The organism is Winogradskyella sp. SM1960 (assembly GCF_020179375.1).
GTDB classification, from domain to species: Bacteria; Bacteroidota; Bacteroidia; order Flavobacteriales; family Flavobacteriaceae; genus Winogradskyella; species Winogradskyella marina.
On the sequence record NZ_JAICBG010000001.1, the window covers coordinates 974,417 to 1,001,013 of the forward strand.

Annotated in this window: 18 protein-coding genes and 1 riboswitch; of the genes, 12 read left to right on the forward strand and 6 right to left on the reverse strand. The window is 34.3% G+C overall.

The features are described 5' to 3' along the window. Positions 1 to 9: 9 nt before the first annotated feature. From leuB to K1X16_RS04285, 4 genes are read right to left on the reverse strand one after another with little or no spacing between them, the layout of a single operon-like run. Complete coding sequence (gene leuB / locus K1X16_RS04270) at positions 10 to 1,128, reverse strand: 3-isopropylmalate dehydrogenase (protein WP_225035157.1); 1,119 nt, start codon at positions 1,126 to 1,128, stop codon at positions 10 to 12. A 47-nt stretch (positions 1,129 to 1,175) separates the two neighbouring features. Next, complete coding sequence (gene leuD, locus K1X16_RS04275; protein WP_225035158.1) at positions 1,176 to 1,766, reverse strand: 3-isopropylmalate dehydratase small subunit; 591 nt, start codon at positions 1,764 to 1,766, stop codon at positions 1,176 to 1,178. After that, positions 1,766 to 3,148 carry a 3-isopropylmalate dehydratase large subunit gene (gene leuC / locus K1X16_RS04280; protein ID WP_195869907.1) on the reverse strand — a complete coding sequence of 461 codons (1,383 nt, stop codon included), beginning with the start codon at positions 3,146 to 3,148 and terminating at the stop codon, positions 1,766 to 1,768. Before leuC ends, leuD begins: the two co-directional genes overlap by 1 nt. Before the next feature lie 3 nt (positions 3,149 to 3,151). Continuing rightward, positions 3,152 to 4,327, reverse strand: coding sequence for a 2-isopropylmalate synthase (locus K1X16_RS04285; RefSeq protein WP_195869908.1), 1,176 nt, complete (start codon positions 4,325 to 4,327; stop codon positions 3,152 to 3,154). 148 nt (positions 4,328 to 4,475) lie between these two features. Between K1X16_RS04285 and K1X16_RS04290 the strand changes: the two genes are divergently transcribed. From K1X16_RS04290 to K1X16_RS04345, 12 genes are all read left to right on the forward strand, one after another. Further along, positions 4,476 to 6,020, forward strand: coding sequence for a hypothetical protein (locus K1X16_RS04290; RefSeq protein WP_195870164.1), 1,545 nt, complete (start codon positions 4,476 to 4,478; stop codon positions 6,018 to 6,020). A 105-nt stretch (positions 6,021 to 6,125) separates the two neighbouring features. Then, positions 6,126 to 6,249: riboswitch (SAM riboswitch) on the forward strand. A 146-nt stretch (positions 6,250 to 6,395) separates the two neighbouring features. Further along, positions 6,396 to 7,694 carry an O-acetylhomoserine aminocarboxypropyltransferase/cysteine synthase family protein gene (locus tag K1X16_RS04295; RefSeq protein ID WP_225035159.1) on the forward strand — a complete coding sequence of 433 codons (1,299 nt, stop codon included), beginning with the start codon at positions 6,396 to 6,398 and terminating at the stop codon, positions 7,692 to 7,694. Between the two features lie 79 nt (positions 7,695 to 7,773). Beyond that, on the forward strand, positions 7,774 to 8,226 hold the full coding sequence (locus K1X16_RS04300; RefSeq protein ID WP_195869910.1) for an OsmC family protein: 453 nt from the start codon (positions 7,774 to 7,776) through the stop codon (positions 8,224 to 8,226). 9 nt (positions 8,227 to 8,235) lie between these two features. Then, entirely contained in the window at positions 8,236 to 9,243 is a 1,008-nt protein-coding gene (locus K1X16_RS04305) for an alpha/beta fold hydrolase (RefSeq protein WP_225035160.1), read from the forward strand. Between the two features lie 156 nt (positions 9,244 to 9,399). Beyond that, a complete protein-coding gene (locus tag K1X16_RS04310) occupies positions 9,400 to 11,124 on the forward strand; it encodes a DUF885 domain-containing protein (RefSeq protein ID WP_225035161.1) in 1,725 nt (574 codons plus the stop codon). Between the two features lie 137 nt (positions 11,125 to 11,261). Then, a complete protein-coding gene (locus tag K1X16_RS04315; protein ID WP_225035162.1) occupies positions 11,262 to 16,349 on the forward strand; it encodes a translocation/assembly module TamB in 5,088 nt (1,695 codons plus the stop codon). Between the two features lie 35 nt (positions 16,350 to 16,384). After that, a complete protein-coding gene (locus K1X16_RS04320) occupies positions 16,385 to 18,640 on the forward strand; it encodes a BamA/TamA family outer membrane protein (RefSeq protein WP_225035418.1) in 2,256 nt (751 codons plus the stop codon). 261 nt (positions 18,641 to 18,901) lie between these two features. Then, positions 18,902 to 19,375, forward strand: coding sequence for a nucleoside deaminase (locus K1X16_RS04325; protein ID WP_225035163.1), 474 nt, complete (start codon positions 18,902 to 18,904; stop codon positions 19,373 to 19,375). A 432-nt stretch (positions 19,376 to 19,807) separates the two neighbouring features. Beyond that, positions 19,808 to 21,220, forward strand: coding sequence for an FAD binding domain-containing protein (locus tag K1X16_RS04330; protein ID WP_225035164.1), 1,413 nt, complete (start codon positions 19,808 to 19,810; stop codon positions 21,218 to 21,220). After that, a complete protein-coding gene (locus K1X16_RS04335; protein ID WP_225035165.1) occupies positions 21,213 to 23,549 on the forward strand; it encodes a xanthine dehydrogenase molybdopterin binding subunit in 2,337 nt (778 codons plus the stop codon). The genes K1X16_RS04330 and K1X16_RS04335 overlap by 8 nt, the downstream gene beginning before the upstream one ends. Positions 23,550 to 23,569: 20 nt before the next feature. Further along, on the forward strand, positions 23,570 to 23,989 hold the full coding sequence (locus K1X16_RS04340) for a hypothetical protein (protein WP_225035166.1): 420 nt from the start codon (positions 23,570 to 23,572) through the stop codon (positions 23,987 to 23,989). 359 nt (positions 23,990 to 24,348) lie between these two features. Continuing rightward, entirely contained in the window at positions 24,349 to 24,723 is a 375-nt protein-coding gene (locus K1X16_RS04345; protein WP_225035167.1) for a hypothetical protein, read from the forward strand. Between the two features lie 360 nt (positions 24,724 to 25,083). On the opposite strand, the gene K1X16_RS04350 is transcribed toward K1X16_RS04345, so the two are convergent. Continuing rightward, positions 25,084 to 25,581: a nucleoside-triphosphatase gene (locus K1X16_RS04350; RefSeq protein ID WP_225035168.1), complete on the reverse strand. Its 498-nt coding sequence runs from the start codon at positions 25,579 to 25,581 to the stop codon at positions 25,084 to 25,086. Beyond that, complete coding sequence (locus K1X16_RS04355; RefSeq protein ID WP_225035169.1) at positions 25,578 to 26,585, reverse strand: hypothetical protein; 1,008 nt, start codon at positions 26,583 to 26,585, stop codon at positions 25,578 to 25,580. The genes K1X16_RS04350 and K1X16_RS04355 overlap by 4 nt, the downstream gene beginning before the upstream one ends. Positions 26,586 to 26,597 lie beyond the last annotated feature (12 nt).

Below are 26,597 nucleotides of genomic sequence, written 5' to 3' on the forward strand. Positions count from 1 at the left end.
TATTTTTTATTAAATTATTGTGGACTGCCCTAAGTGGATATTCTTAAAATTGAGGTTTGTATCTTTAGGATTAAAGATAAAATCCTCTATAAAGTCACCAACATTAGAGGTCGTCACTGTGTTTACCACCGAATTTATATCAGGTGTTGAGATGTTTAATTTTAACGATTTTTCTACAGCTAACCTAATTAATTCGGCTTCATTATGTAAGTTAAAGTGACTGAGCAACATAGCAGCAGAAAGAATTGAAGCAATAGGATTTGCGATTCCTTTATCAGCTGCTTGAGGATATGATCCATGAATTGGCTCGAACATTGCATATGTATCTCCAACAGAAGCTGAAGCTAAAAGCCCTATTGAACCACCAATAACACTAGCTTCATCACTAATAATATCACCAAACATATTTTCTGTTAAAATAACATCGAATTGTTTCGGGTTTAATATCATTTGCATTGCTGCATTATCTACAAATAAAAAGTCTAATGTTACATCTGAATATTGCTCCGCAACTTCTTTTACCACCTTTCTCCAAAGTCGAGACGATTCTAAAACATTAGCCTTATCGACTAAAGTTACTTTATGATTTCTATGTTCTGCTTCAACAAAAGCTAAATGTGCAATACGCTCAATTTCTTCGCGAGAATATGAACATAAATCAGAAGCGTAATCACCATCTTTGGATAAGTGCTTTTCACCAAAATAAATTCCACCAGTCAATTCTCTATAAATTGAAATATCTGTACCTTCAATGATATGTTTCTTTAAAGGGGACTTATCTAATAATGTTTTATAAGCTTTTACAGGCCTAATGTTAGCATATAAACCTAATTCTTTTCGCAGTTTAAGCAAACCTTGTTCTGGTCGTACTTTTGCCGAAGGGTTATTATCGTATTTTGGATGTCCAATAGCACCAAATAAAATCGCATCACTTTTTTTACATAAATCTAATGTTTTGTCTGGCAAAGCATCATTATGATTATCTATCGCAACAGCACCAACATCTGCCGTTGTAAATTTAAAATTATGATTAAATTCTGAAGCAATTGCTTTCAAAGCTTTAATAGCTTGATTTGTTACTTCTGGACCAATACCATCACCTGGTAAAACTGCTATATTTAATTTCATCTAGAGAAAAATCGTTTCCGAATCAACGGTACTTTTAAGTTAATTATTTAATATATTTTTTGAGCTTCAAAAGCTTCAATTTGTTCTTTGTTATTTACGAGATAATCAATATCATCATAGCCATTAATCATACATGTTTTTTTGTAGGCATCAATTTCAAAATCTTCTTGTAAACCTGAACCTTTTACAGAAATGGTTTGACTTTCGAGATTCACTACAATTTCGGTCTCTGGTTTAGACACTAAAAGGTCCAATAAGTCACTTAAAAATCCTTCCGAAACCTGAATGGGTAACAAGCCATTATTTAAGGCATTGCCTTTAAAAATATCTGCAAAAAAACTAGAGACTACGACTTTAAAGCCATAATCTGTTAACGACCATGCCGCATGTTCTCTACTAGATCCACAGCCAAAATTATCTCCGGCTACTAATATTTTTCCAGAATACTTAGAGTCATTGAGTGCAAAATCTGTATTAACTGAACCATCTTTATGATATCTCCAATCTCTAAACAAGTTATCACCAAAGCCTTTTCTGTCTGTTGCTTTTAAGAAACGTGCTGGTATAATTTGATCTGTATCTACATTCTCTATATGTAATGGAATGGCTCTAGATTGTAATGTTGTAAACTTTTCCATTAATTTAATTGCTTTGAAATATCTATAATTTTACCTTCTACTGCTGTTGCTGCTGCGACCAACGGACTCGCTAAGATAGTACGAGACCCTTGACCTTGTCGTCCTTCAAAATTTCTATTTGAAGTAGACACGCAGTATTCTCCTTGTGGAATCTTATCATCATTCATGGCCAAACATGCCGAACAACCTGGTTGACGTAATTCAAAACCAGCATCATCAAAAATAGTTTTTAATCCTTCGTCTATAATTTGCGTTTCAACCTGTTTACTTCCTGGCACTAACCAAGCTGTAACATTAGCTGCTTTTTTCTTTCCTTTAATATAATCTGCTGCGACTCTAAAATCTTCAATTCTAGAATTGGTACAACTTCCTATGAACACAAAATTGATGGGTTTGTTAATTAAACTTTCACCAGCTTCAAAATTCATATAAGACAATGACTTTTTAAACGATGGATTTTCATCCGTAGGAATGTTTTCAGAAATTTTAATTCCCATTCCTGGATTAGTTCCATAGGTGATCATTGGTTCTATATCGGCGGCATCAAAGCTGTATTCTTTATCAAACGTTGCATCATCATCTGTTGGCAAGGTTTTCCAATAGGCTACTTTCTTTTCAAAATCTTCTCCTTGAGGTGCAAATTTTCGACCTTTCACATAATTAAAAGTGGTTTCATCTGGCGCAATCATTCCGCCACGTGCTCCCATTTCAATACTCATGTTACAAACGGTCATACGACCTTCCATACTCATCTCTTCGAAAACATTTCCAGCATATTCACAGAAATAACCTGTCCCTGAATTGGTTCCTAATTTTGAAATAATATAAAGAATAACATCTTTTGGTAAAACGCCATTCTTCAATTGACCATTAACCGTTACTCTTAAGCTTTTTGGCTTGGTAAGCAACAAACATTGACTTGCAAAAACTTGCGCTACTTGACTTGTACCAATACCAAAAGCAATGGCTCCAAACGCACCATGTGTTGAGGTATGACTATCGCCACAGACCATGGTTAAGCCTGGTTGCGTCACTCCCAACTCTGGAGCCATTACATGCACAATACCGTTATATTTATGCCCTAACTCATAAAGGGTAATATTATTTTTTTTACAATTTTCAGACAATTGCTCCAATTGATTTCGAGATAACGCATCCTTAATAGGCTTATCTTGATGTAATGTTGGAGTGTTATGATCTGCTGTCGCCACAATTTGATTGGGCCTAAAAATAGGAATCCCACGCTCTTCTAGTTCATTAAAAGCTTGCGGACTTGTTACTTCATGGATTAAATGCTTATCAATATATAATATCTGCGGTCCGTTTTCTATCGTACTGACCACATGCGAATCCCAAACTTTATCGAATAATGTTTTACCCATCTATTATGCTGAAATTATTTGTTGATACACCTTACTTGTTTCAATAATTTGATGAATATCATTATCATTGATTTCTTTCTTTTTATCTGCAAAACTTAAGAAATTTGCATACACATCATCTAATTGCAGTTTTGTAAGCTCGTAACCTACATTTTTTGCTCTATACGCCAAAGCAGCTCTCCCACTTCTTGCCGTTAACACAATCGCAGACTCAGTAACACCCACATCTTTAGGGTCAATGATTTCATACGTTTCTCTATTTTTAATCACACCATCTTGGTGAATTCCAGAGCTATGCGCAAACGCATTTGCTCCAACAATTGCTTTATTTGGCTGTGTATAAATTCCCATACTGTCACTGACCAACTGGCTCAGTCCATAAAGCATAGAAGTATTTATATTAGTATCTAAATTGAGATAAGGATGTTGCTTTAGCACCATAACAACCTCTTCTAAAGCTGTGTTTCCGGCACGCTCACCAATACCATTAATAGTACATTCTATCTGGCGAGCTCCATTAATTACACCTTCTATAGAATTTGCTGTTGCCAATCCTAAATCATTATGGCAATGACAAGACAAAATAGCCTTTTCAATACCTTTTACATTTTCTTTTAGGTACTTAATTTTTGCTCCATACTCGCTTGGCAAACAATACCCTGTTGTATCAGGAATATTTAGCACTGTTGCACCTGCTTTTATCGCCGCTTCACAAACTCTTGCTAAATACTCATTATCTGTTCTTCCTGCATCTTCAGCATAAAACTCAACATCTTCTACAAATGATTTTGCAAATTTTACAGCTTCAAAAGCACGCTCTAATATAGCCTCTCTGTTTGATTTAAATTTGTGAATTATATGCGAATCAGAAGTACCAATACCTGTATGAATTCTTGGTTTTTTTGCATATCGAAGCGACTCTGCAGCTACTTTGATGTCATTTTCTACAGATCGGGTTAAACCACAAACTGTAGCATTTTTCACTATTTTAGAAATGCCTTCTACCGATTTAAAATCACCTGGACTAGACACTGGAAACCCTGCTTCTATCACATCAACTCCAAGTTGATCTAACTTTTCAGCAATGATTACTTTTTGTTCAGAATTTAATTTACAACCTGGCACTTGTTCTCCATCCCGAAGGGTTGTATCGAAGATTTGTATGTTGTTATTTGACATATATCAAAATATATTTTATAGTATTGTCTAACGAATATATGTTTTGAAATTGCCATAAATTTTGACAAACCTATAACTTTACGATGTTCAGTTGCCAAAATGTATTTTAAATTACTGATTAACAGGTTTCTAAATCTATTTTATATTGATAACTAAAGACCAAAAAGATAATTTATTCTCACTCATAAAGTCATTGACAAAGTCTGAAAAACGACAATTCAAACTTTATGTGGGTCGACTTGGAGTAAATTCAGATTCAAAATTTTTGAAACTTTTTAATCTTTTAGACAAATCAAAAACCTATAATGAAGCAGCAATTATAAAAAGTGGCATCGTTAAAAAACGACAACTTGCAAATGTAAAAGCTCATTTATACAAACAAGTTTTAATAAGTTTAAAACTTAACCCTTCGCATCAAAATGTGCGTTTACAAATTAGAGAACAACTAGATTTTGCTTCCATTTTATATCATAAAGGCTTGTATAAACAAAGCTTAAAAATCTTAGATAAAGCTAAAGAACTAGCGATTGCAAATGAAGAAAAAAACTCTGCTTTTGAAATTGTTGAACTCGAAAAAGTAATAGAATCACAATACATTACACGAAGCATCAGCACACGCGCAGATGAGTTGACAGTGCAAGCTAAGGAGTTGAGTTCACTGAACATGATAGCGAGTAAACTTTCTAATTTATCGCTTCAGCTCTATAGTACTATTTTAAAAACCGGCTATATTAGAAATGAAGAAGAGGCCAACATGGTCACTAATTATTTTAACAAACGCTTACCTAAGGTAAAAATTGAAGACCTTGGGTTTCGTGAAAAATTATGGCTTTATAAAGCCAATTTATGGCAAAGTTTTTTGCTTCAAGACTTTTTAAGTTGTTACAAATACGCTTCAAAATGGGTGGATTTATTTTATCAGAATCCAAGCATGATTAACCTAAACCCCGTTTTCTTTTTAAAAGGTAATAATTACTTACTCGAAGCTTTATTTTTTATTGGAAACAAACCAAAATTCTTAGAAAAGTTTACTGAGTTTGAGCTAACTGTGAACAAAGCCAATTTCCCTAAAGATGAAAACGTTGCCTCTTTAGTGTTTCTTTACACCAACTTTCACAGTATTAATCAACACTTTATTGATGGAAGTTTTGAAGAAGGTTTAGATTTAATTCCTAAAATTGAAAAAGCCTTAATTCCGTTTAATAACAGAATTGATCCGCATCATAAAATGATATTCTATTACAAGTTTGCCAGTTTACACTTTGGAGCAGGAAACAATAAAGCATGTATAAAATATTTAGACAAAATTATTTCTAACAAATCACTTTCAATGCGCGAAGATTTACTCTGCTTCTCTAGAGTTCTAAATCTCGTTGCACATTATGAAGCTGGTTTAGACTATCATTTAGACACCCTTTTACGAAGTACTTATAAGTTTTTAATTAAGATGAATGACCTTCATGAAGTGCAAAAAGAAATGATAAAATTCATTAGAGGACTTCAATATATTTATCCACACGATCTTAAAAACGCCTTTATTGAATTGCATAAAACCTTAAAAACTTTTGAAGAGCATCCATACGAGCGACGCGCCTTTTTATATCTCGATATTATTTCTTGGCTAGAAAGTAAGATTGAAAACAAGCCTGTAGCCGAAATTATACGTATTAAGTATTTATCAAAAAACAGCTAAAATTTTTATGAAATTGTTAAAAAACAAATAAAAGCAGCAAAATATTTGGATTTCTAAATTTTGTATTGCAATATTTGTGCTCACAAAGTTCAAACACTTACTGAAATGTTATCAAGAAAGGTGGAGGGAATGACCCTATGAAGCCTTAGCAACCCTTAGATTTACTAAGAAGGTGCTAAATTCTACTTAAATATGCAAGTCATTTTTTGCACATTTGGATAGATAACTCAAGACTAATTACTCATCTGTAATTAGCATTTTCTTTATAATATTTTTCTATTAAGTACGCTTCTAACCCTTTGACAAAGTTCAGGAAAAAAGAGAGGCTTATTTGGCTTTTGGTTTAATCATTTATTAACTCAAAAACTTAGAAAAATGAGTACACAAAAATTCGCAACACAAGCGTTGCACGCAGGTCACGACACCAATCAAACATCTGGAACAAGAGCTGTTCCTATTTACCAAACATCATCGTATGTTTTTGACGATTCAGATGATGCAGCCGGACGATTTAATCTTTCCGTTCCTGGTTTTATTTACACACGTTTAAACAATCCAACAAACGACATTCTAGAGCAGCGTTTAGCAGCACTAGAAGGAGGTATTGCAGCTGTTGCTACAGCCTCTGGAACCTCAGCAATTGCTACAACATTACTGACGCTTTTAAGAGCAGGTGACCATATTGTAGCATCGAGCAGTTTATATGGTGGAACCTACAATTTATTAAGCGTTACCTTACCAAGACACGGCATTACCACAACGTTTGTAGATGCTTCTAATCCCGAAGAATTTGCAAAAGCAGCACAAGAAAATACAAGAGCATTCTTTGTAGAATCTTTAGGAAATCCGAAGTTAGACGTTTTAGATCTCGAAGCCATTTCTACAGAAGCAAAAACGCACAAGGTGCCTTTAATCGTAGATAACACTGTTGCTACACCTTATTTATTAAAACCAATTGAACATGGTGCTAACATTGTTATTCACTCATTAACAAAATACATAACCGGAAACGGAACCTCACTTGGAGGTGCTATTATTGATGCAGGCACCTTTGACTGGACTAACGGAAAATTCCCAGAATTTACAGAACCATCTGCTGGTTACCATGGCTTAGTCTATAGTGAAGCCATTGGAGCAGCTGCTTTTATCGCTAAAATAAGAGTAGAAGGTTTACGAGATTATGGTGGAGCTTTAAGTCCATTTAATGCGTTTCAAATTATTCAAGGTTTAGAAACCTTAGAACTTCGTATAAAGAAACATAGTGAAAATGCTCTTGAATTAGCAACTTGGTTACAAGAACAGCCAGAAGTGAAATGGGTCAATTATCCAGGATTAGAATCTAGCCCATACCATGAGCTAGCTAAAAAATACTTACCAGAAGGTCAGAGTGGCGTCGTAACTTTTGGAGTTGACGGAGGCTATGAAGCTGCTAAAACCATTGCAGACACTACCAAATTATTCTCACTGTTAGCCAATATTGGAGATACAAAATCACTTATTATTCATCCTGCAAGTACAACACATCAACAATTAAGTGATGAGGCACAAGAAACCGCAGGAGTTACAAAAGATTTAATTCGTTTATCTGTTGGCATTGAAAACATTGAAGATTTAAAAGACGATTTAAAAGACGCTTTTGCTGTTGTAAAGCAGAAAAAAGCACTTCAGAATTAAACTTTAATGAATAGCTAAGTAGATGCCTTTGTGATAAAGGCGTCTACTTTAAATTTTCAAAATTAAAACAGACAAAACAATGAGTGATTTAAAATTCTCAGTTGTAGGAGATAGTGCTTCTGCAACTCAATTTATAGGAAAAACAAGACAATTTACTTTAGTCGTAGACGAACCAGAAGCTTTAGGAGGCACCGATGAAGATGCTAACCCTGTAGAATATATTTTAGCAGGATTTGCAGGTTGTGCCAATGTTGTAGGACATTTGGTCGCCAAAGAATTAGGCTTCACAATTAAAAGCTTAAAAATTGAAGTTTCGGGTGACATAAATCCAAATCGTTTTTTAGGTACTTCTACTGAAGAGCGCGCTGGTTTTAAAACTATAAACCTCAATCTAATTCCAGAAACTGATGCTAGTATTGAAGTGTTAACAAAGTGGCTTCAAATTGTAGAAGAACGTTGTCCTGTAAAAGATAATTTACAGAATAAAACACCTTTAAAAATTTCAGTAGAAAAAGAATATACAGCTATATAACTATTTGTAATGGCACATTTACACTATATAACATTAAACAATTACACAACCGAAAGTGGTAAGACAATCAATGCAAAATTGTCTTACCAAACTTTTGGTCAATCGTTACATTCTGCACCAATAATCTTAGTAAACCATGCACTTACAGGGAACTCTAATGTGATTGGCGAAAATGGTTGGTGGAACGATATGATAGGCAAAGAAAAATGTATAAACACAGCGGATTACACCATTTTATCGTTTAATATTTTAGGTAATGGTTTTGACAATATTCCTGAACATATTATTGAAAATTATAAAGATTTTACAGCAAGAGATATTGCAAAACTATTTGCTTTAGCGATAGAACAATTAGAAATAAAAGAATTATTCGCCGTTATTGGTGGTTCTGTTGGTGGTGGCATCGCATGGGAATTAGCCGCTTTAAAACCACGCTTAATTCAACATTTAATTCCTATAGCTACCGACTGGAAATCTACGGATTGGGTCATTGCCAACTGCCACATTCAAGACGCGCTGTTAAATAATTCATCTCAAGCTTTAGCTGATGCAAGAATGCACGCTATGACCTTGTATCGCACACCAGAATCCTTGACTCAAAAGTTTGGACGTACTAAGAAAAACGATGCACTTTATAATATTGAATCGTGGTTAAGTTATCATGGTGAAGCACTAGAAAGTCGTTTTCAGGTGGCAGCTTATAAACTGATGAATCAGATATTACGAACTATAGATATTACAAAGGATAGACCTGAATTTTTAGAGGTCGCTTCTAAAATTGAAAGCGATATTCATATCATAACCATTAATTCTGATTTATTCTTTAAAGCCGATGAAAACTGGAACACCTTTGTCGATTTAAAAAGCGTGAAAGAAAACGTCAATATCCATGAGATTAAATCCATACATGGTCATGATGCATTTTTGATTGAATTTGATCAATTAGCACGATTCTTAAAACCAATTTTTTCGAACCAACTGCAAAGTCAAAAAAAACTTGAACAGCAAGTGGCTTAAATTCAAAATTGCCAGAATTCCCAGTCTATCTCGTATCTTTATAACGGTAACGGATTCATAATTATTAATAAAAGCGGAAATATACACGTCGTATACTTTCTCTACCTTCTATTTTAGCAATTTATGACTCTAAAAAACAACCTTTATAAATCTTATATGAAATATCTCAGAGCATTAGTATTCATTATGTATTTAGGATTATTATCCTTTCAATCTCGTTCCGATTCCGATACTTTAAATCCGATTATTAAAACGTATGAAACAGAAAGAGAATACGACTTCAAACCTTTTGAATCTGTTGAAAACACCATTAAATATTATAAAGCTGAAGCTCTTTTTGCAGAAAACTTAAAAAAAGAACTAGAACAAATTTCAGACGATGAATTATCTGAATCCGAAAAAATTTCAAAAGAATTATTAGCCTTCGTATTACAAGATAAGATTGACACAAACACTTATAAAACCTATTTAAATACAATAACAAACGAGTATGCATTTCATTTACGATTAAATCGAATTGGAAACACAACCTTAAACACCAAAGAACAAATAAACAATTATTTAAAACGTCTCGATAATCTACCACAAACAGTTGATTACAATATCAGCCTTATGAGAGCTGCAATAAAGGAAGGCATGACACAACCTAGAGCTGTTTTTAATAATTATGAAGTCACCTATGATAAACACATCGTTTCAGATGTTACAACCAGCGAGTTTTATAAGCCATTTCTCAATTTACCAGAGTCTTTGCCGACCACTTTAAGAGATTCTATCATTAATGTTGCGAAAACGAGTGTTCAAAAAAATGCCATTGATCAATACAAAAAAATTAAGCGATTTTTTGAAGATGAATATTTCCCAAATACAAGACAAGAGTTAGGTGTTTCAAGTATTCCAGATGGTGAAGCATTTTATCAGAACAGAATTAACTTTTTTACAACCAGTAATGCATACACAGCAGATGATATTCACAAAATCGGCCTAAATGAAGTCAAAAGAATTAGAGCAGAAATGCAACAAATTATTGATGATTTAGAGTTTGAAGGCAACTTTGCCGATTTCATAGAATTCCTAAGAACAGACGAGCAGTTTCAACCAAAAACAGCAAAAGAACTAATGATGTTCGCAAGAGATATATCTAAACGAATCGATGCTGAGCTTCCAAAATATTTTAAAACATTGCCTAGAAAACCTTATGGTGTTATTCCTGTACCTGAAGAGATTGCGCCTAACTACACTGCCGGACGATACGCCTCTTCGCGCAGCAGCACAACGGCAGGATTTTATTGGGTTAACACTTATAATTTACCAAGCAGAACCTTGTACACCATACCTGCATTAACAGCTCACGAGGCCGTTCCTGGACACCATTTACAAATTTCACTGAATAATGAATTACCTGAAACAATTCCTAAATTCAGACGGAATCTGTATTTATCTGCTTATGGTGAAGGTTGGGGATTATATTCCGAATATTTAGTTGATGAAATGAATATTTACACAACTCCTTATGAGAAATTCGGTCAATTAACATACGAAATGTGGAGAGCCTGCCGACTTGTGGTTGACACAGGTGTTCATGCAAAGGGCTGGACAAGACAGCAAATGATTGACTATATGTCTGAAAACACAGCACTATCCATTCACGAAGTCACTACCGAAACGGATCGTTACATTTCATGGCCAGGACAAGCCATTTCTTATAAAATTGGTGAACTTAAAATCAGAGCATTAAGACAAAAAGCAGAAACCGAGTTAGGTACATCATTCAATATTCGCGACTTCCATAGCATCATTTTAGAAGAAGGCACAGTGACCTTGTCTATTCTTGAAAGACGTGTTAACACCTATATTGAAAACGCAATGAAATCAAAATAGGGCTAATACGCTAACGCGTTACTAAAATAAAACTACAATTAATCACCTTCTCATTTTAGTTAAAAATTCATTTGAGAGCGTTAATATTATTAGCATTAAAGACAATAGTTATACTTTTACACGTATATATTTGACTATTGGATAAAATCGAAAACAAAGCATCTCAAACACCACAAAAACGACAATATCGTTGGCTTCGCAGAACCTTACGCGTACTGCTAGGTATTCTTGTGTTTTTGTTTTTAATGATTCTATTTGTGAGAAGTCCTTGGGGACAAGATATTATCGTAAACAAAGCGGTTAATTTCGTCTCTGACAAAACAGGAACAAAAGTAGCTATTGAAAAACTTTTTATAACCTTTGATGGTGACTTACAACTAGATGGTCTTTATCTAGAAGACACCAAAGGAGATACTTTAGTCTATTCCAATTCGCTTGAAGCCAACATTCCACTTTGGAAAATGATACAAGGCGAAGCCGTTGGTGTCGATGCCTTAGATTGGGATGGATTGCGTGCCAATGTAATTAGAAAAGATAGCGTTACCGGATATAATTTTCAGTTTTTAATTGATGCTTTTGCTTCAACCGACACCACAACCGTTGCTACAGACACTACTTCTACTCCACTAAACTTAGTGATTGGCAACTTAAATTTCAATAATTTCGATATTGTTTTCGATGATGCTGTTGCAGGAATCGATTCCAGATTTAAGATTGGAAACCTTCAAGCCCATATGGAAACCACCAATATTGAAGACATGATTTTTGAGGCGTCGGAAATTAAACTCAGTGATGCTAACATCAAATTTATTCAAAAACCTGTTGCAGTAGACACAACTACTTCAGAGGCTCCATTACCAAAACTTTCTTTTGAAAACTTAGCCTTAAACAATGTTAAAGCGTATTACGAATCTCAACCAGACAGGCTCATTGCAGATGTTGATATTTCGGAGTTTTCAACGGAAGTTCCGATTATAAATTTGAGCGATAGTGATTTCGACCTTAAGAATATTACCTTAAAAAATTCTAGAATTAGTTTAACCACAGAAGCTGAAATCAATGGCTTAACACAACAAATTGAAGAGGTATCAGAAGAGACAAAAACAGACATTACGACTTTTGAGTGGCCGCAACTGTCAATTAATGTGGCTTCAATTGATTTTGAAAATAACCAGCTCGATTATCGTGTAGGAAATGCCAAGCCTACAAATGATATTTTTAATCCCAATGCCATTTCACTATCAAACTTAACGCTTCAGGCTAAAGATATTTTATTGAAGGATAAAAAAGCGACATTAAATTTAGAACAGTTTAATTTCAATGAAGCTTCAGGATTAAACCTAAACCAGTTGGCTGTAAATTTTAACGCTACAGACCAAGACATGCTTTTAAACGGTTTAAATTTCAAATTAAATAACAATTCAATTTCGGGTGATGCGGAGCTCAACTATACGTCGCTTTCAAAATTAATAGAAGCACCAGAAACCACTAAGGTTAACTTAAATTTACCTGCATTTCAGCTGTCACTGACAGAAATTTTCAAGTTTCAACCCGATTTAAAAAACAACGAATACCTCAATAAATTAAGCAAAAAACTCGTTTTAGGACACTTAAATGCCTCAGGAACTTTAGCAGCTATCAAATTAAATAAAGCTGAACTCAATTGGGGAAATTCAACACAAGTTTCCGCTAAAGGCACCATTCAAAACGTCACAAACCCTGAATTGATTCAATTTGATATTCCACAATTTTCTGCAGTAACAAAACGATCAGATTTAATTCAATTTGTAGATGAAGCAAAATTAGGAGTCCATTTCCCAAATGACATCAAATTTATTGCGCAAGTAAATGGGAATCCTGAAGACATTTCCGCTAACGCAAAACTAACCACGTCACAAGGTGTGGCAACTGTTGATGGCCATTATAAAAATGGAGAAGACATTGCTTTTGATGCCGACGTTACTATTGACGATTACAAAATAAATGAATTGCTAAACAATCCGCAATTTGGTGGATTGAGTCTTACCATAAAATCGAAAGGAAGCGGTAAAAACATTAACACACTTAATGCCAACGTAGAAGCCAATATATCTGAATTTCAACTGAACAATTATGCCATTACAGATCTCAGTATTGATGGAGATATTGTTAATGGTTCTGGATCGATTAATTCAAATTATAAAGACGACAATCTGAATGCCAATTTAGAGACCTTCGTTGTTTTAGATTCTATTAAACCTGAAATACAATTAAACCTCGATATTATTGGTGCCAATTTAGAAGCACTTGGTATCATGCAGCGCAACGTTAAAACTGCTATGCATATTAATGCCAATTTTAAAGGCAACGCAGAGCACTTTGACGCAGATGCACTAATTGATGATGGCATTATAGTTTATGACAATAAAAGCTATTTAATTGGTGATATAAAAGCGTTGGCTCATGTGGATAAAGACACTACATCAGTAGCGTTAAACAACAAAATCATAGATCTTAATTTAGAATCTAACACCAATCCACAGACCTTTAGTAAAGCCATAAAAAGACATATTTTAAGCTATTTCTATAGAGATGAAAAGGTTTCAGATAGCATTACAGATTTTGTAAACTTAAAGCTTAAAGGGAAAATTTCAGAATCACCGCTACTCAACGATGTGTTTTTAGTAAATGTAAGAGATTTAGATACTATTGATATCGCCTTAGATTTCAAAGAAAAAGAACGGTTATTAAAAGCAAACATTACGGCTCCGTATTTTAATTACAGCGGAAACACCTTAGACAGTTTGGCGTTTTCAATGGATACAGACAAGGATAATTTCAACTTTAATTTAGGATTTCAAAACATAACAGCTGGCCCTTTAAATGTTCCTAAAACAATCATAAAAGGCCAACAATCAGATCATGAGCTCGTTCTAGATTTTTTAGGATATCATAACGACGAACAGCTTATGAATGTCAGTACTAAAATATCAGGTAATCGTGATGAATTAAAATTCACCGTTAATCCTGATAGTCTAATTCTGAACAAAGAAACATGGACCATTCCTGACAACAATGAAGTTATTATTACTGAAAAAAACCTTGAATTTAACGCCTTCAAAATCACAAAAAACAACCAATCAATAGAACTTACTGATAAGTTAGAAAACATTACGGAAAAACATATTGCAATAGCTTTTGAAAATTTTGATATCAATGAAGTTTTCAATTATTTAAACCCTAAAGCAGAATTAGCAACAGGTCAATTAAATGGTAATTTTATTGTTGAAGATCCCTTTGAAAACGCAGGTATTGTTGCCGATTTAAACATCGAAGAATTTCATACACTCCAAACAGATTTAGGCACGTTAAGTATCAATGGAAATTCGCTTGGCACTAACAGTTATGCTTTTAACGCAGGCTTAAAAGGAGGAGACATCGATTTTGACCTCGTTGGTGATTACACTGTAAGTAACACTATCGCTAATTTAGATTTGGATTTAGATATTAACGAATTTAAAATGAAAGCACTCAACACGCTTTCTTTGGGAGAAATTAAAGAAACAGATGGAAGTTTTTCTGGTAATTTTAAAGTCACAGGAACCACAACTGATCCTCAGTACGATGGTTATTTAACTTTTAATAATGCAAGTTTCAACGTTGCTAAACTCAACACAAAATTTACGATGGCAGATGAAAAGCTAAACGTAAACAACGCAGGACTTTCAATGACCAATTTCACCATAAGTGATGAAAACAATAATGATTTAGTGTTATCTGGAAAAATAGGCACAGAAAGTTTCGTTAATCCAACGTTCGATTTAATTGTAAAAGCCACTAATTTTCAAGTATTAAATGCCACAAAAGAAGATAACGAGACCTTTTATGGTAAAGCGAGTTTTAATGCCAACGCAAAACTTACTGGAGATTTACAGATCCCAAAACTAGATGCTAAACTCACCTTAGGGTCAGACACTAATATTACTTATGTGATGCCATCGTCAATGGCAAGTATTGAAGAACGCGAAGGTGTTGTTGTTTTTGTAAATCGTGAAAATCCTGATGCGATTCTCACCCAAACCGGAGAACAAACCGCTACAATTAAAGGTTTTGATATTTCTTCTGAAATTATTATTGATAAAAATGCAGCCGTCACAGTTGTCTTAGATGAAGAAACTGGTGATAATTTTAAAGCTTCGGGCGAAGGGAATCTCATTTTTACAATGGCACCAAATGGTCGTATTTCGCTTACCGGATCTTACGAAATTTCAGATGGTCATTACGAACTTAATTTGTATAATTTAGTTAATAGAAGATTTTTAATTGCACCAGGAAGTCGTGTTACTTGGTCTGGTGACCCTTTTGATGCCGAACTCGATGTACGTGCCATTTACAATTTAGAAACCTCCGCTACTGGTCTTATGGCATCGCAGATTTCAGGTTCTGATCCATCGGTTCAAAATAAATATAAACAAGTTTTACCATTTAATGTCTATCTTAATATTGATGGTGAATTATTGCAACCTAAGATTTCTTTTGGCTTAGATATGCCTGAAGAAGAACAAGGTGCAATTAGCGGCCAAGTTTATAGCAGAGTGCAACAAGTTAACCAACAAGAAGGTGAGTTAAATAGACAAGTATTTTCACTATTAGTCTTAAACCGTTTTTATCCAGACTCTGGAAGTGATGGTAGTTCTGGTGGATTTGCAACTATTGCACGAGATAATTTAAACGATGCGGTTTCAGATCAGTTAAATGCATTTTCAGATAAATTATTAGGTGGTTCTGGTATTGAACTCGATTTTGGCTTAAATAGCTACACCGACTATCAAGGAGACGCTCCAACAGACCGTACACAATTAGATATTGCCGCACAAAAAAAACTATTTAATGATAGGTTAACCGTTAGAGTTGGTAGCGAAGTAGACATACAAGGCAGCAGCAGTACAGGTGAGGAAGCGCCACTAATTGGTAATGTTAGCTTAGAATATACCCTTACAGAAGACGGAAGATATCGTTTAAAAGGCTTTAGAAAAAGTGAATTTGAAAATGTTATTGATGGTCAAACGATTGTCAGTGGCATTAGTTTAATTTTCACACAAGAATTCAACCAATTTAGTGAACTTTGGGATGCAATTATCATGGCTAGAAAAGCGAAACGTGAAGCCGAAAAAGAAGCCGCTGAAAACGAACTTGACACCAAAGAAGAAACGACAAATAAAAGCATAGAACAGAAAAAGGACTAAACTTGAAACGATTTTTAAAACATAGTATTTATTTAATGTGCTTCGGAATAGTGTTGTACTCGTGTAGTATAACAAAATACATTCCTGAAGACGAAAAACTATATACAGGTGCCAAAATTGAAATTGATGCAGATTCTTCAGTGACGACTGTTAAAGACTTAAAAACAGAACTAGAATCAGTGCTAAGACCAGAACCTAACTCTAAGTTTTTAGGTATGTATTTGGGACTTTATTACCATTACAAAGGACAAAAGGAAAACCCTGGATTTATTAATCGCTGGTTAAATAAAAAATTAGGTGAAAAACCCATTTATCAATCTGATATAAAACCTTTTGAAGTTGAAGACATTTTAATAAATCGATTAGAAAACAAAGGCTACTTCTTCAGTACAGCTACTTCAGCCTTTGAAGAAGAAGAAACAAAAGCTTCTGTTGCGTATAACGTAAAAATTGCTCAACCGTATAAAATGGCAAATTACCAATTGGATTCCATGCCTTCACAAATGTACGAAGAGGTGCAAAAAGAAGTTAAAAAATCACCATTTCAAAACGGTTCGTATTTTGACTTGTCTCACATGAAGTTAGAGCGTCAACGTATCGATCAAGAATTAAAGAAAAGAGGGTATTATAACCTGAATCCAGATTTTTTCATATTTGAAGCCGACACCAATCAATATGATAATAAACGGTTCAATTTATTCTTAAAACTGAAGGCGGAAGTTCCTAAGAAAGCAACAATTCCATACCAAGTTAAAACGATTAATGTTTTCCCAAATTACGATCTACAAGATTCCACATTCAATACAAAGGAACGGTTTCAAAATAAAAATTATTACCAAGACACCTTATTTATTAAACCCAAACATCTCGATAGATATATTACACTAAAAGAAGATGATTTTTACGATCCTTTAGCTTCAAAAAATACAGCAAGACGCTTGTCAACTATTGGAGCTTACAAATATGTAAACATTCAGTATAAAGAAATCGACACCTTACAAACAGATAGTTTGGGTGTTCTCGAAGCTAATATTTTCTTATCGCCTTTAACTAAAAGGGCATTCCGAGCCGAGTTACAAGCCGTAACGAAATCTAATAATTTTACAGGTCCAAATTTAGCTTTAACCTATAGTAACAGAAATCTTTTTAAAGGGGGTGAAACCTTAAACATCAGCACAAATGTTGGTTACGAAACGCAATTTAGAAGTGGTGACAATTCGGGACTTAGCAGTTTGGAATTAGGCTTAAAAAGTGAAATTATTTTTCCACGCGTAATTTTCCCCTATACCTTTAACGAAAATTTCTTCGAATATTCCATTCCAAAAACAAAAACGAGTGTTGGTGTCAATTATTTACGTCGTAGTAAATTATACACCCTTTTATCAGGAAACGCTCTTTTTGGGTATTCATGGAATGCTAATCGGTATATCACCTACGAGTTTAATCCTATTTCTGTTAATTATACGCAACTTATAAAAACCTCAACAGAATTTGAAAATATTTTAGACGAGAACCCTTTTTTAAAGCAAAGTTTCGATCAGCAATTTATTTCAGGAATGACCTTTTCATTTACGTATAACGAAATGGTAGATGCTAACGATCCGCACCAATTTTATATGAATACCACGCTCGATGTGGCAGGAAATTCAATTAGTCTTTTCGGTAAAGATCCAGAAGTCTCAGGTGAACCAAAAACATTTCTAGGTTTGCAATATGCTCAGTATGCTAAAGCAGATATGGACTTAAGGTTTCACCTCAATTTCGGAAAAGACAAAGCACAAACTATTGCAACCCGATTATTTGCAGGTTATGGCATGCCTTATGGAAATTCTGAAGTGATTCCTTATGTGAAACAGTATTTTTCTGGCGGACCATACAGCGTAAGAGCCTTTAGAATCCGTTCATTAGGACCAGGAACTTACAACGAAGAAGCTGATGACAGTAGTGATGGCACTTACTTTGACCAAACCGGAAACGTACGACTAGAGGCCAATGTAGAATATCGTTTTCCACTCTTTTCATTCTTTAAAGGAGCCATTTTTGCTGATGCAGGAAACGTGTGGAACTCAAAAGCAAATCCTACGTTTAATGGTGAAGACAAGTTTACCTCAAATTTTATAAATGAATTAGGAATGGGAACAGGAATCGGCTTACATATCGATGTCCAAGGATTTGTAATTCGTTTTGATTTGGCAGCACCTTTTCACGATCCGTCTGAAGACCAAAGCAAACGATGGGACTTTAAAGTAGATGAACCTGTACTTAATTTTGCCATTGGGTATTCGTTTTGAGTTGTTGAGTTGTTGAGTTGTTGAGTTATTTAGTTATTTAGTTATTTAGTTATTTAGTTATTTAGTTATTGAAAAATAAGTTTTTTATTTAGTATTCTATATACACAGCCTGGTTCTTTTTTTCGCATTTTCTCTCACCTCTAATTTCTCATCTCTAATTTCTTAACTCTTCGCTCTTGGCTTTTAAAATGAATCCATTTTCATTCTATTCTCAAAAATTTAATACCTTTATTCAAAACTAAAAATAGACACAAATTATATATGAACAATAAAGAACAATTCATGAAAGAAGCAGTTAATGCTGCTCTTAAAGGAATGAATAACAACGAAGGCGGCCCATTTGGTTGCGTCATCGTAAAAGACGGAAAAATTGTAGGACGAGGCAATAATAAAGTCACGTCAACCAATGACCCAACAGCACATGCAGAAGTATCTGCGATTAGAGATGCTTGTAAGAACTTAGATTCATTTCAGCTAGAAGGTTGCGAAATTTACACCTCTTGCGAGCCTTGCCCAATGTGTTTGGGAGCCATTTATTGGGCACGACCAGACAAAGTTTACTATGGAAGTAACCAAGTAGATGCGGCAAATATTGGCTTTGATGATGAGTTTATTTATAAAGAAATCCCGTTACCTTACGAGAAACGAAGTATTCCTTTTGAGCAATTAGCAAGAGAAGTTGCTTTAGAGCCTTTTCAGGAATGGAGTAAGAAGGTGGATAAGACGGAGTATTGAATTATGGATTACGTCAGTTCATGTGATTTTTGAGCTAAGAATAAATAGTTTCGAGAACCTTCAACGTCAGTTCGAGTGATTTGTGAGGCACGAACAAATTGTATCGAGAACAATTATTACAATAAATGCTTCTCGATACAAAATTCCTGAAAAAGGAATTTCACTCGAAGTGACGATAGAGTTACATTTTTAGTTCGCTTTTCAATAGTATTATTTTGTCATTCCGAATGAGGTACGAAGAGGAATCTCATTATAATTAGATTTCTCGTCGCTCGTTCCTTGCTCTGTCGAAATGACATCAAGGTATTAAAGGTAAATAGAAGTAACTGTTTTGAAATAACATGATTTAACACTATAATAAAAAATTACAATTAAACAAGACCTTACAGGTTTTGAAAACCTAAAAGGTCTGAAACTATAAAACCAAAACCATTGATCACCTTCATCCTAAATAACAAAACCATAAAAACACCAGAAAACTCTGGTATGACCTTATTGGATTTTGTACGCTATCAACAACGCCTTACAGGTACCAAAATTGGTTGTCGTGAAGGCGATTGTGGTGCTTGTACTGTTTTGGTAGGCACATTAAGCACCAAAGGCATTTTAGAATACCAAAGCATCACCTCTTGTATTTCGCCATTAGGAAACGCACACGGCAAACACATTGTAACGGTTGAAGGCACAAATCTAAACGACAAATTAACCACTGCACAAGAAGCCATGAAATCCAATTACGCCACACAATGTGGCTTTTGCACACCTGGTTTTGTAGTGGCTTTAACCGGTTTTGCATTGTCTAATTCTGAAAACAATTACAGTACTGCTTTAGATGCCATAAGCGGAAATATTTGTAGATGCACAGGTTATAAATCTATTGAAAAAGCGGCGCATCAAGTCGTTGAAAAGCTTGAAAACAAAAATACAAACTCAATAAATTGGTTGATTGAAAATGAATTTATTCCTCAATATTTTGAAACCATTCCGCAACGTTTAAAAGCCATTGAAATTAAAGATTTAAATCAACCCAAAGGAAAATACATTTCTGGAGGAACAGATTTATATGTGCAACAAGCCGATAATTTAACAGATAATTCTGTTCACCTCATTGCAGAAAAGGATTACCTAAAGGGCATAACTATTGAAAACGATATTTGCACCATCGGAACCAATACAACCGTTTCAGATTTATGGAATCATTCGGAATTGAACAACTATTTCCCAAACTTAAAAAAGCATTTAAAACTCGTGTCTTCTGAACAGATTAGAAACATGGCATCTTTAGGTGGTAACTTTGTGAATGCATCCCCAATTGGAGACATGACCATTTTCTTTTTAGCGTTGAATAGCGATATTACAATTACTGATAAAGACGAAAAAGAACGTACTGTTGCACTTAAAAATTTCTATCAAGGTTATAAAACTTACGATTTAAAAGATGGAGAACTTCTAAAAAACATCAGTTTTAAGCTACCCAACAAAAGCACATTTTTCAATTTTGAAAAAGTTTGTAAACGCACCCATTTAGATATTGCGAGTGTGAATTCTGCGATACATATTTCCATTGAAAATGAAATGATTTCAGAAGCACATATTGCTGTTGGAGGAGTTGCTGCGATTCCAAAGTATCTACATGAAACCTCTAAATTTTTAACAGGAAAATCATTGACTACAAAAACCATTTTGGAAGCCAACGATATACTTCAAAATGAGATTGCACCAATTTCTGATGTTCGTGGCACCAGCGACTATAAACGCTTATTAGCACGACAATTATTCTTCGCGCATTTTACAGAAGTATTCCCTAAGCAATTCACATTAAAAGACTTTATTCAGCATGCATAAAAACAAATCACATAACACGTTGAATTCTGAATTGGATGCGGTTTCCAAAGCATTAAAGAAGAGCATTAAAAACTTAGATTCTTACACACATGTTCGTGGAGAATCGCTTTACGTTGATGATGTAAATATTAGACAAGGGACGTTTCACGCCGTAGTTTTTGATTCGCCAAAAGCACATGGTAAAATAAAAAACATCGACTACTCAAAAGCTGAAGCTTTAGAAGGTGTAGAACGCATCTTGACCTATAAAGATATTCCTGGCGAAAATGAAATAGGAGGCATCATTGCAGACGAACCTTTATTTGCAGAACACGACGTCCACTTTTGGGGAATGCCTATCGCATTGATCGTCGCAGAATCAGAATTTATTGCTCGAAAAGCTCGAGGTTTAATTGAAATTGACATAGAAGAACTTCCCGTTATAACCACTGCAAAAGAAGCTAAGGCAAAAGGTAGTTTTATAAATGCGCCTCGATCATTCAGTTTAGGAAATACAGAAGAAGCTTTTTCAGAATGTGACTATATTTTTGAAGGCGAAACCTTTTCCAACGGACAAGAACATTTATACATTGAAGCGCAAGGAGCATATGCAGAACCTTTAGAAAATGGTAATATAAAAATCACATCATCCACGCAAGGCCCAACCGCTGTACAAGCCACTACCGCTAGAGTTTTAGGCTTAGCGATGCATAAAATTGAAATAGATGTGACGCGTCTTGGTGGTGGATTTGGTGGTAAAGAGGATCAAGCCACACCTTGGGCTGTGATGGCTGCTTTGGCGACTTATCATTTAAATCAATCCGTAAAACTAGTACTGAATCGTCATGATGATTTACGCATGACCGGTAAACGACATCCTTACGAAAGTTCATATAAAATTGGCTTGTCTAAAGACTTAAAGATTTTGGCTTATGAAGCGGAATTTCTTCAAAATTCTGGTGCTGCAGCCGATTTATCGCCAGCCATTGCTGAGCGTACCTTATTTCATGCCACCAATAGTTATTATGTACCAAACGTCACCACAAAAGTGTTGAGTTGTAAAACCAATTTACCACCAAACACAGCGTTTAGAGGTTTTGGTGGACCACAAGGTATGTTCGTGATTGAATCTGCAATTGCCAAAGCAGCTTCTGTAATTGGGGTTTCAGCTAGACAAATTCAGGAAGCGAATTTACTAGATGAAAATGACACGTTCTCTTATGGACAAATTGCTAAAAAAGTAGAAGCCAAAAACACATGGCATTCTGCTAAAAACATATTTAATAGTGATGCTTTAGAACAAGAAGTTGCTGATTTCAATAAGAATAATACAGCCTTCAAAAAAGGGCTTTCGTTTATGCCAATTACCTTTGGTATTTCGTTTACCAATACACCAATGAATCATGCACGTGCTTTGGTTCATATTTATTTGGATGGTAGTGTTGGTATAAGCACAGCTGCTGTTGAAATGGGACAAGGCGTCAACACCAAAATGATGCAAATTGCAGCACAAGTATTTTCAATTCCAATTGAAAAAATAAAAATTGAAACTACCAATACTACAAGAGTTGCCAATACCTCGCCTTCTGCGGCAAGTTCTACTGCAGATTTGAATGGAAAAGCAACCTTAATGGCTTGTAATTCACTTTTAGAACGTTTGAAGAAAGTCGCATCAGAAGACTTAAACGTTTCAGAAAACGAGATTTCATTACAAGATGAATTTGTTTATATCAATGCTAAAAAATCAGAATTATCTTGGACAGAACTCATTAGCAAAACCATGTTAAAACGTGTGGCTTTAACTGAAAATGCACATTATGCCACGCCAGAAATCCACTTTGATAAAACCAAAGAAAAAGGACACCCTTTTGCCTACCATGTCTACGGCACAGCAATTACAACGGTGACTGTAGACTGCACACGTGGCACCTATGAATTTGATTCTGTGAAGATTGTTCACGATTACGGAAAAAGCATGAGTGAAGGTATCGATTTAGGACAGGTTGAAGGTGCTTTAATACAAGGTATCGGCTGGATGACTTTGGAAGAAATCGCCTATAACGACGACGGCAAATTATTATCGAATGCCTTATCAACTTACAAAGTTCCAGATTTATTTTCAGTACCTAAAGTTGTTGAAACTGTACCTTTAGAAACCAAAGGACATGATTTAGCCATTTTAAAATCTAAGGCCGTTGGCGAACCTCCTTTAATGTATGGGATTGGAGCGTATTTTGCGCTTCAGAATGCTATAAAAGCCTTCAACCCAAAATATAATATGAAGTTTCATGCTCCAATGACAGCTGAAAAAGTTTTGATGGGATTGTATGAAAATCGCAATATTAAATAGTGTTCTGATATAATCAAATTATGACATTTAAATATTCCATTTGCCATCCTGAAAAAGAAAATATTGAATATAAGAATAATCCTATTTCAGGAAATGAAGTTTTAAAAATCGCTAGTAATTATCCATGGATTAATAAGTTGAAAGTTTTTCATACATTAATCCGAGAAAACATTAATTACAATCCTTCATTAGACTTTACCTGCATTGAAACTGGTAAAAGTTTTTGTCTGACGGCAAATTTTGATGAAAATGAACAACTAGAATTCTCATTGTGGTATAATCGACCTCAAAAAACTAAGATCTTATTTGGGTTGTTAGGAGAAAAAGAAAAGATGGTAGTTGATGAAATTTGGTCAAACAGCTTTAACAAGTCTATAAAATATTTAAAACATTTTGTGAATGGAAACTATACAGTAGTTGAAGAACTATATAATAACTAATGTTACTTGAAAATCAAATGTCACATAGAGCGCAGTCGAAATGCTATTTAACCAAAATCATTCTCACACATATCCTGTCAGGTTTCTAGAACCTGACAGGTATAAAAGTCTAATACTAAGACATTTTTTCAATATGTATCTTAAATAAAACCACACAACAAAACTTACCTTATCTTGCAAAATAAATAGACCAGAACTGTCAGGTTCTTGAAACCTTACAGGACTCAGCAAACAACAAAAAGCATATCAAACTACATTACAAAAAACAAAACGTCATAAAAGGTGCACTAATTTACAGTGCAGGCGACTCTATTGCTGCACTTTTATTAGATGAATTTTCTATATATCGTTTATTAGGAATGATGTTCATTGGTGCTACATTCTACGCATTTGAAATCCCTAATTATTTTGATTGGATAGTAAAAAAGACAGCTGCTCTAAAAGGCATTAAAGCCACATTGAGTAAAACAATTTTGGCAATTGCCTATTTTAATCCACTGTGGATTGCGAGACACTTATTGTTTATTCAATTATTTTCGGGTCAGTATTCTGATATTAACTTAAGTCTTTTGGAAATTGCTTTTTGGTCGTTTTTAGTTAATATTCCTATTTCGTTTGTCGCGAATTATATTATTCAAAATCGATTTAAGATCAAATGGCGATTTTTGGGAAGTGCTGTTTTCTCTGCTTCAATGGCGATTTATTATGCGATGAGTGAGACGCTTTTTTCTTGACAAATTCCTTTGTAAAAAGGAATCTCATTAATGGAACAAAATTAATATCGCACCTATTCTGTAAGGTTTTATTTTAACCTTGCAGGTATAAAAAGCTGAACGGAAACTAAATATAACTAAAATACTTTCTCGAAAATTATTTTATACCTACAAGGTTTTGGAAACCTTGCAGGATTAAAACTAAGGACATTTTGAGTTAAATTTTCAGACCCACAAGGTTTAAAAAACCTGCTAGGTCTTGCTAATTCATTTTAATTTTTGAAACATGATCACACACCTCAACCCCAATGTGATTGTATGATGAGGAACTAATGAAACACGCCTTTTCCAGACCTGTCAGGTTTTTGAAACCTTACAGGACTAAGTCAGTGCTTCTAAATCTTCTTTTGTAATAATACTATGTTCAGTTATTGAATAATGCTTCAAAACAGCATCAACTAAATAATCTCTAACCACAAGAATTAAGTGACTGTTTTCATTATTCTCAAATTCAGGAATCAACCTTTCAGCTGACACATGTAAACCTTCATTCTTTAATTCAAGTTTTCCTAGTTCATCAATAATTAGATATTTATTTACCGCTTCAAAAGGATTAGAAATTAAAAATTCATTCGCTTCAACAAAAGCAGATTTCAAAAATTTAAAGGGTCCTATTTCAATGATCTCTTCATTTTTGTTTTCAAGTTCAGTTTCAACTTCAAATTCAAATTCTTTTTTTGATTTTACTTTCAAAAAATAGCGCTTTCCATTGTCATTGTCTGGACTTAACAAACCATCAACATCATGTCTGGTGCCAACCCATTTTTCTAAAGCTGTCGTTTTCCCAGAACGAATTGTTCCTGTTAAGATATAAATCATTCTGAAATCACTTTAAAATGAATACAATTAGAGATGCTATTGGCCATAAAATACTGAAATCTGGTATAGCCTTTTAAGTGTTTTGTTTCTTTCCAAGTGTACGAGATAATTTGTCTGAAATAGGGAAACAAATCCATAGCATTAGTAATTTCCTCTTGGTACTTGGATTCTTTTTTATGAAGGTATTTCCGAACGACTTTCAATAAAAATGGACCTATGACCAAATACCACAGCATTAAAATCAAGAAACTTCGCAACACGATGTAAATTGCCTTTTCCCAACCAAAAAGTGGACCACCAAACAATGATAATCCCAATACAATTAACGCTACTGTAATCAACCAAATCCAAATAACTTTGGTTTTAAAAGTTACTTTTTTAGTTTTATTTTTAACCGATGTAGTTTCTAATTCAAGAGAAAAATCTTTTTCTTTTTTATTTGCAATAATGGTCATGATGTTTTTAATAAATACTCCTGCCAAAACACCACAAACACCATAAACCAACAGATATAAGCTTACTAAAAATGTTGATGTAGAAGTATTTGAAATAAAATTCATTTTTTGCTGAACCCAAGCGCCATAAATATTTACAGCTTCCCATAATTCTGTACCATAAACAATGGTAAGAATAATTAATTTTTGAAGGGCAGATTCCAAAAACGTCACCATGCCTAAAACCATTAGCGTTAATCCTTTCCAAGAAAAATTGGAAAACAAAAAAGCACCAACAATAGCTTGAAAACTAACCGCCACATAAGCTCCAAAAGGCGAATACGGGCTTACGGCCATTTTTATAATTAAGACAATCACCAACGCTTTAAAGATGGATTGCCATTTATTTTCTGCATAATAGGCGATTAAACTTATGAGTAAAATGGATACTCCTCCAACAATTAATCCTGTGAATGGTGAGTTAAACACATGTAGAAATCCACCTAAACCTGACTCGTTTAGTGCCCAAAGCGCTGTAAGTTTATCTATTATGGATTTGTTGTTTTTCATCTTTAGTTCCTG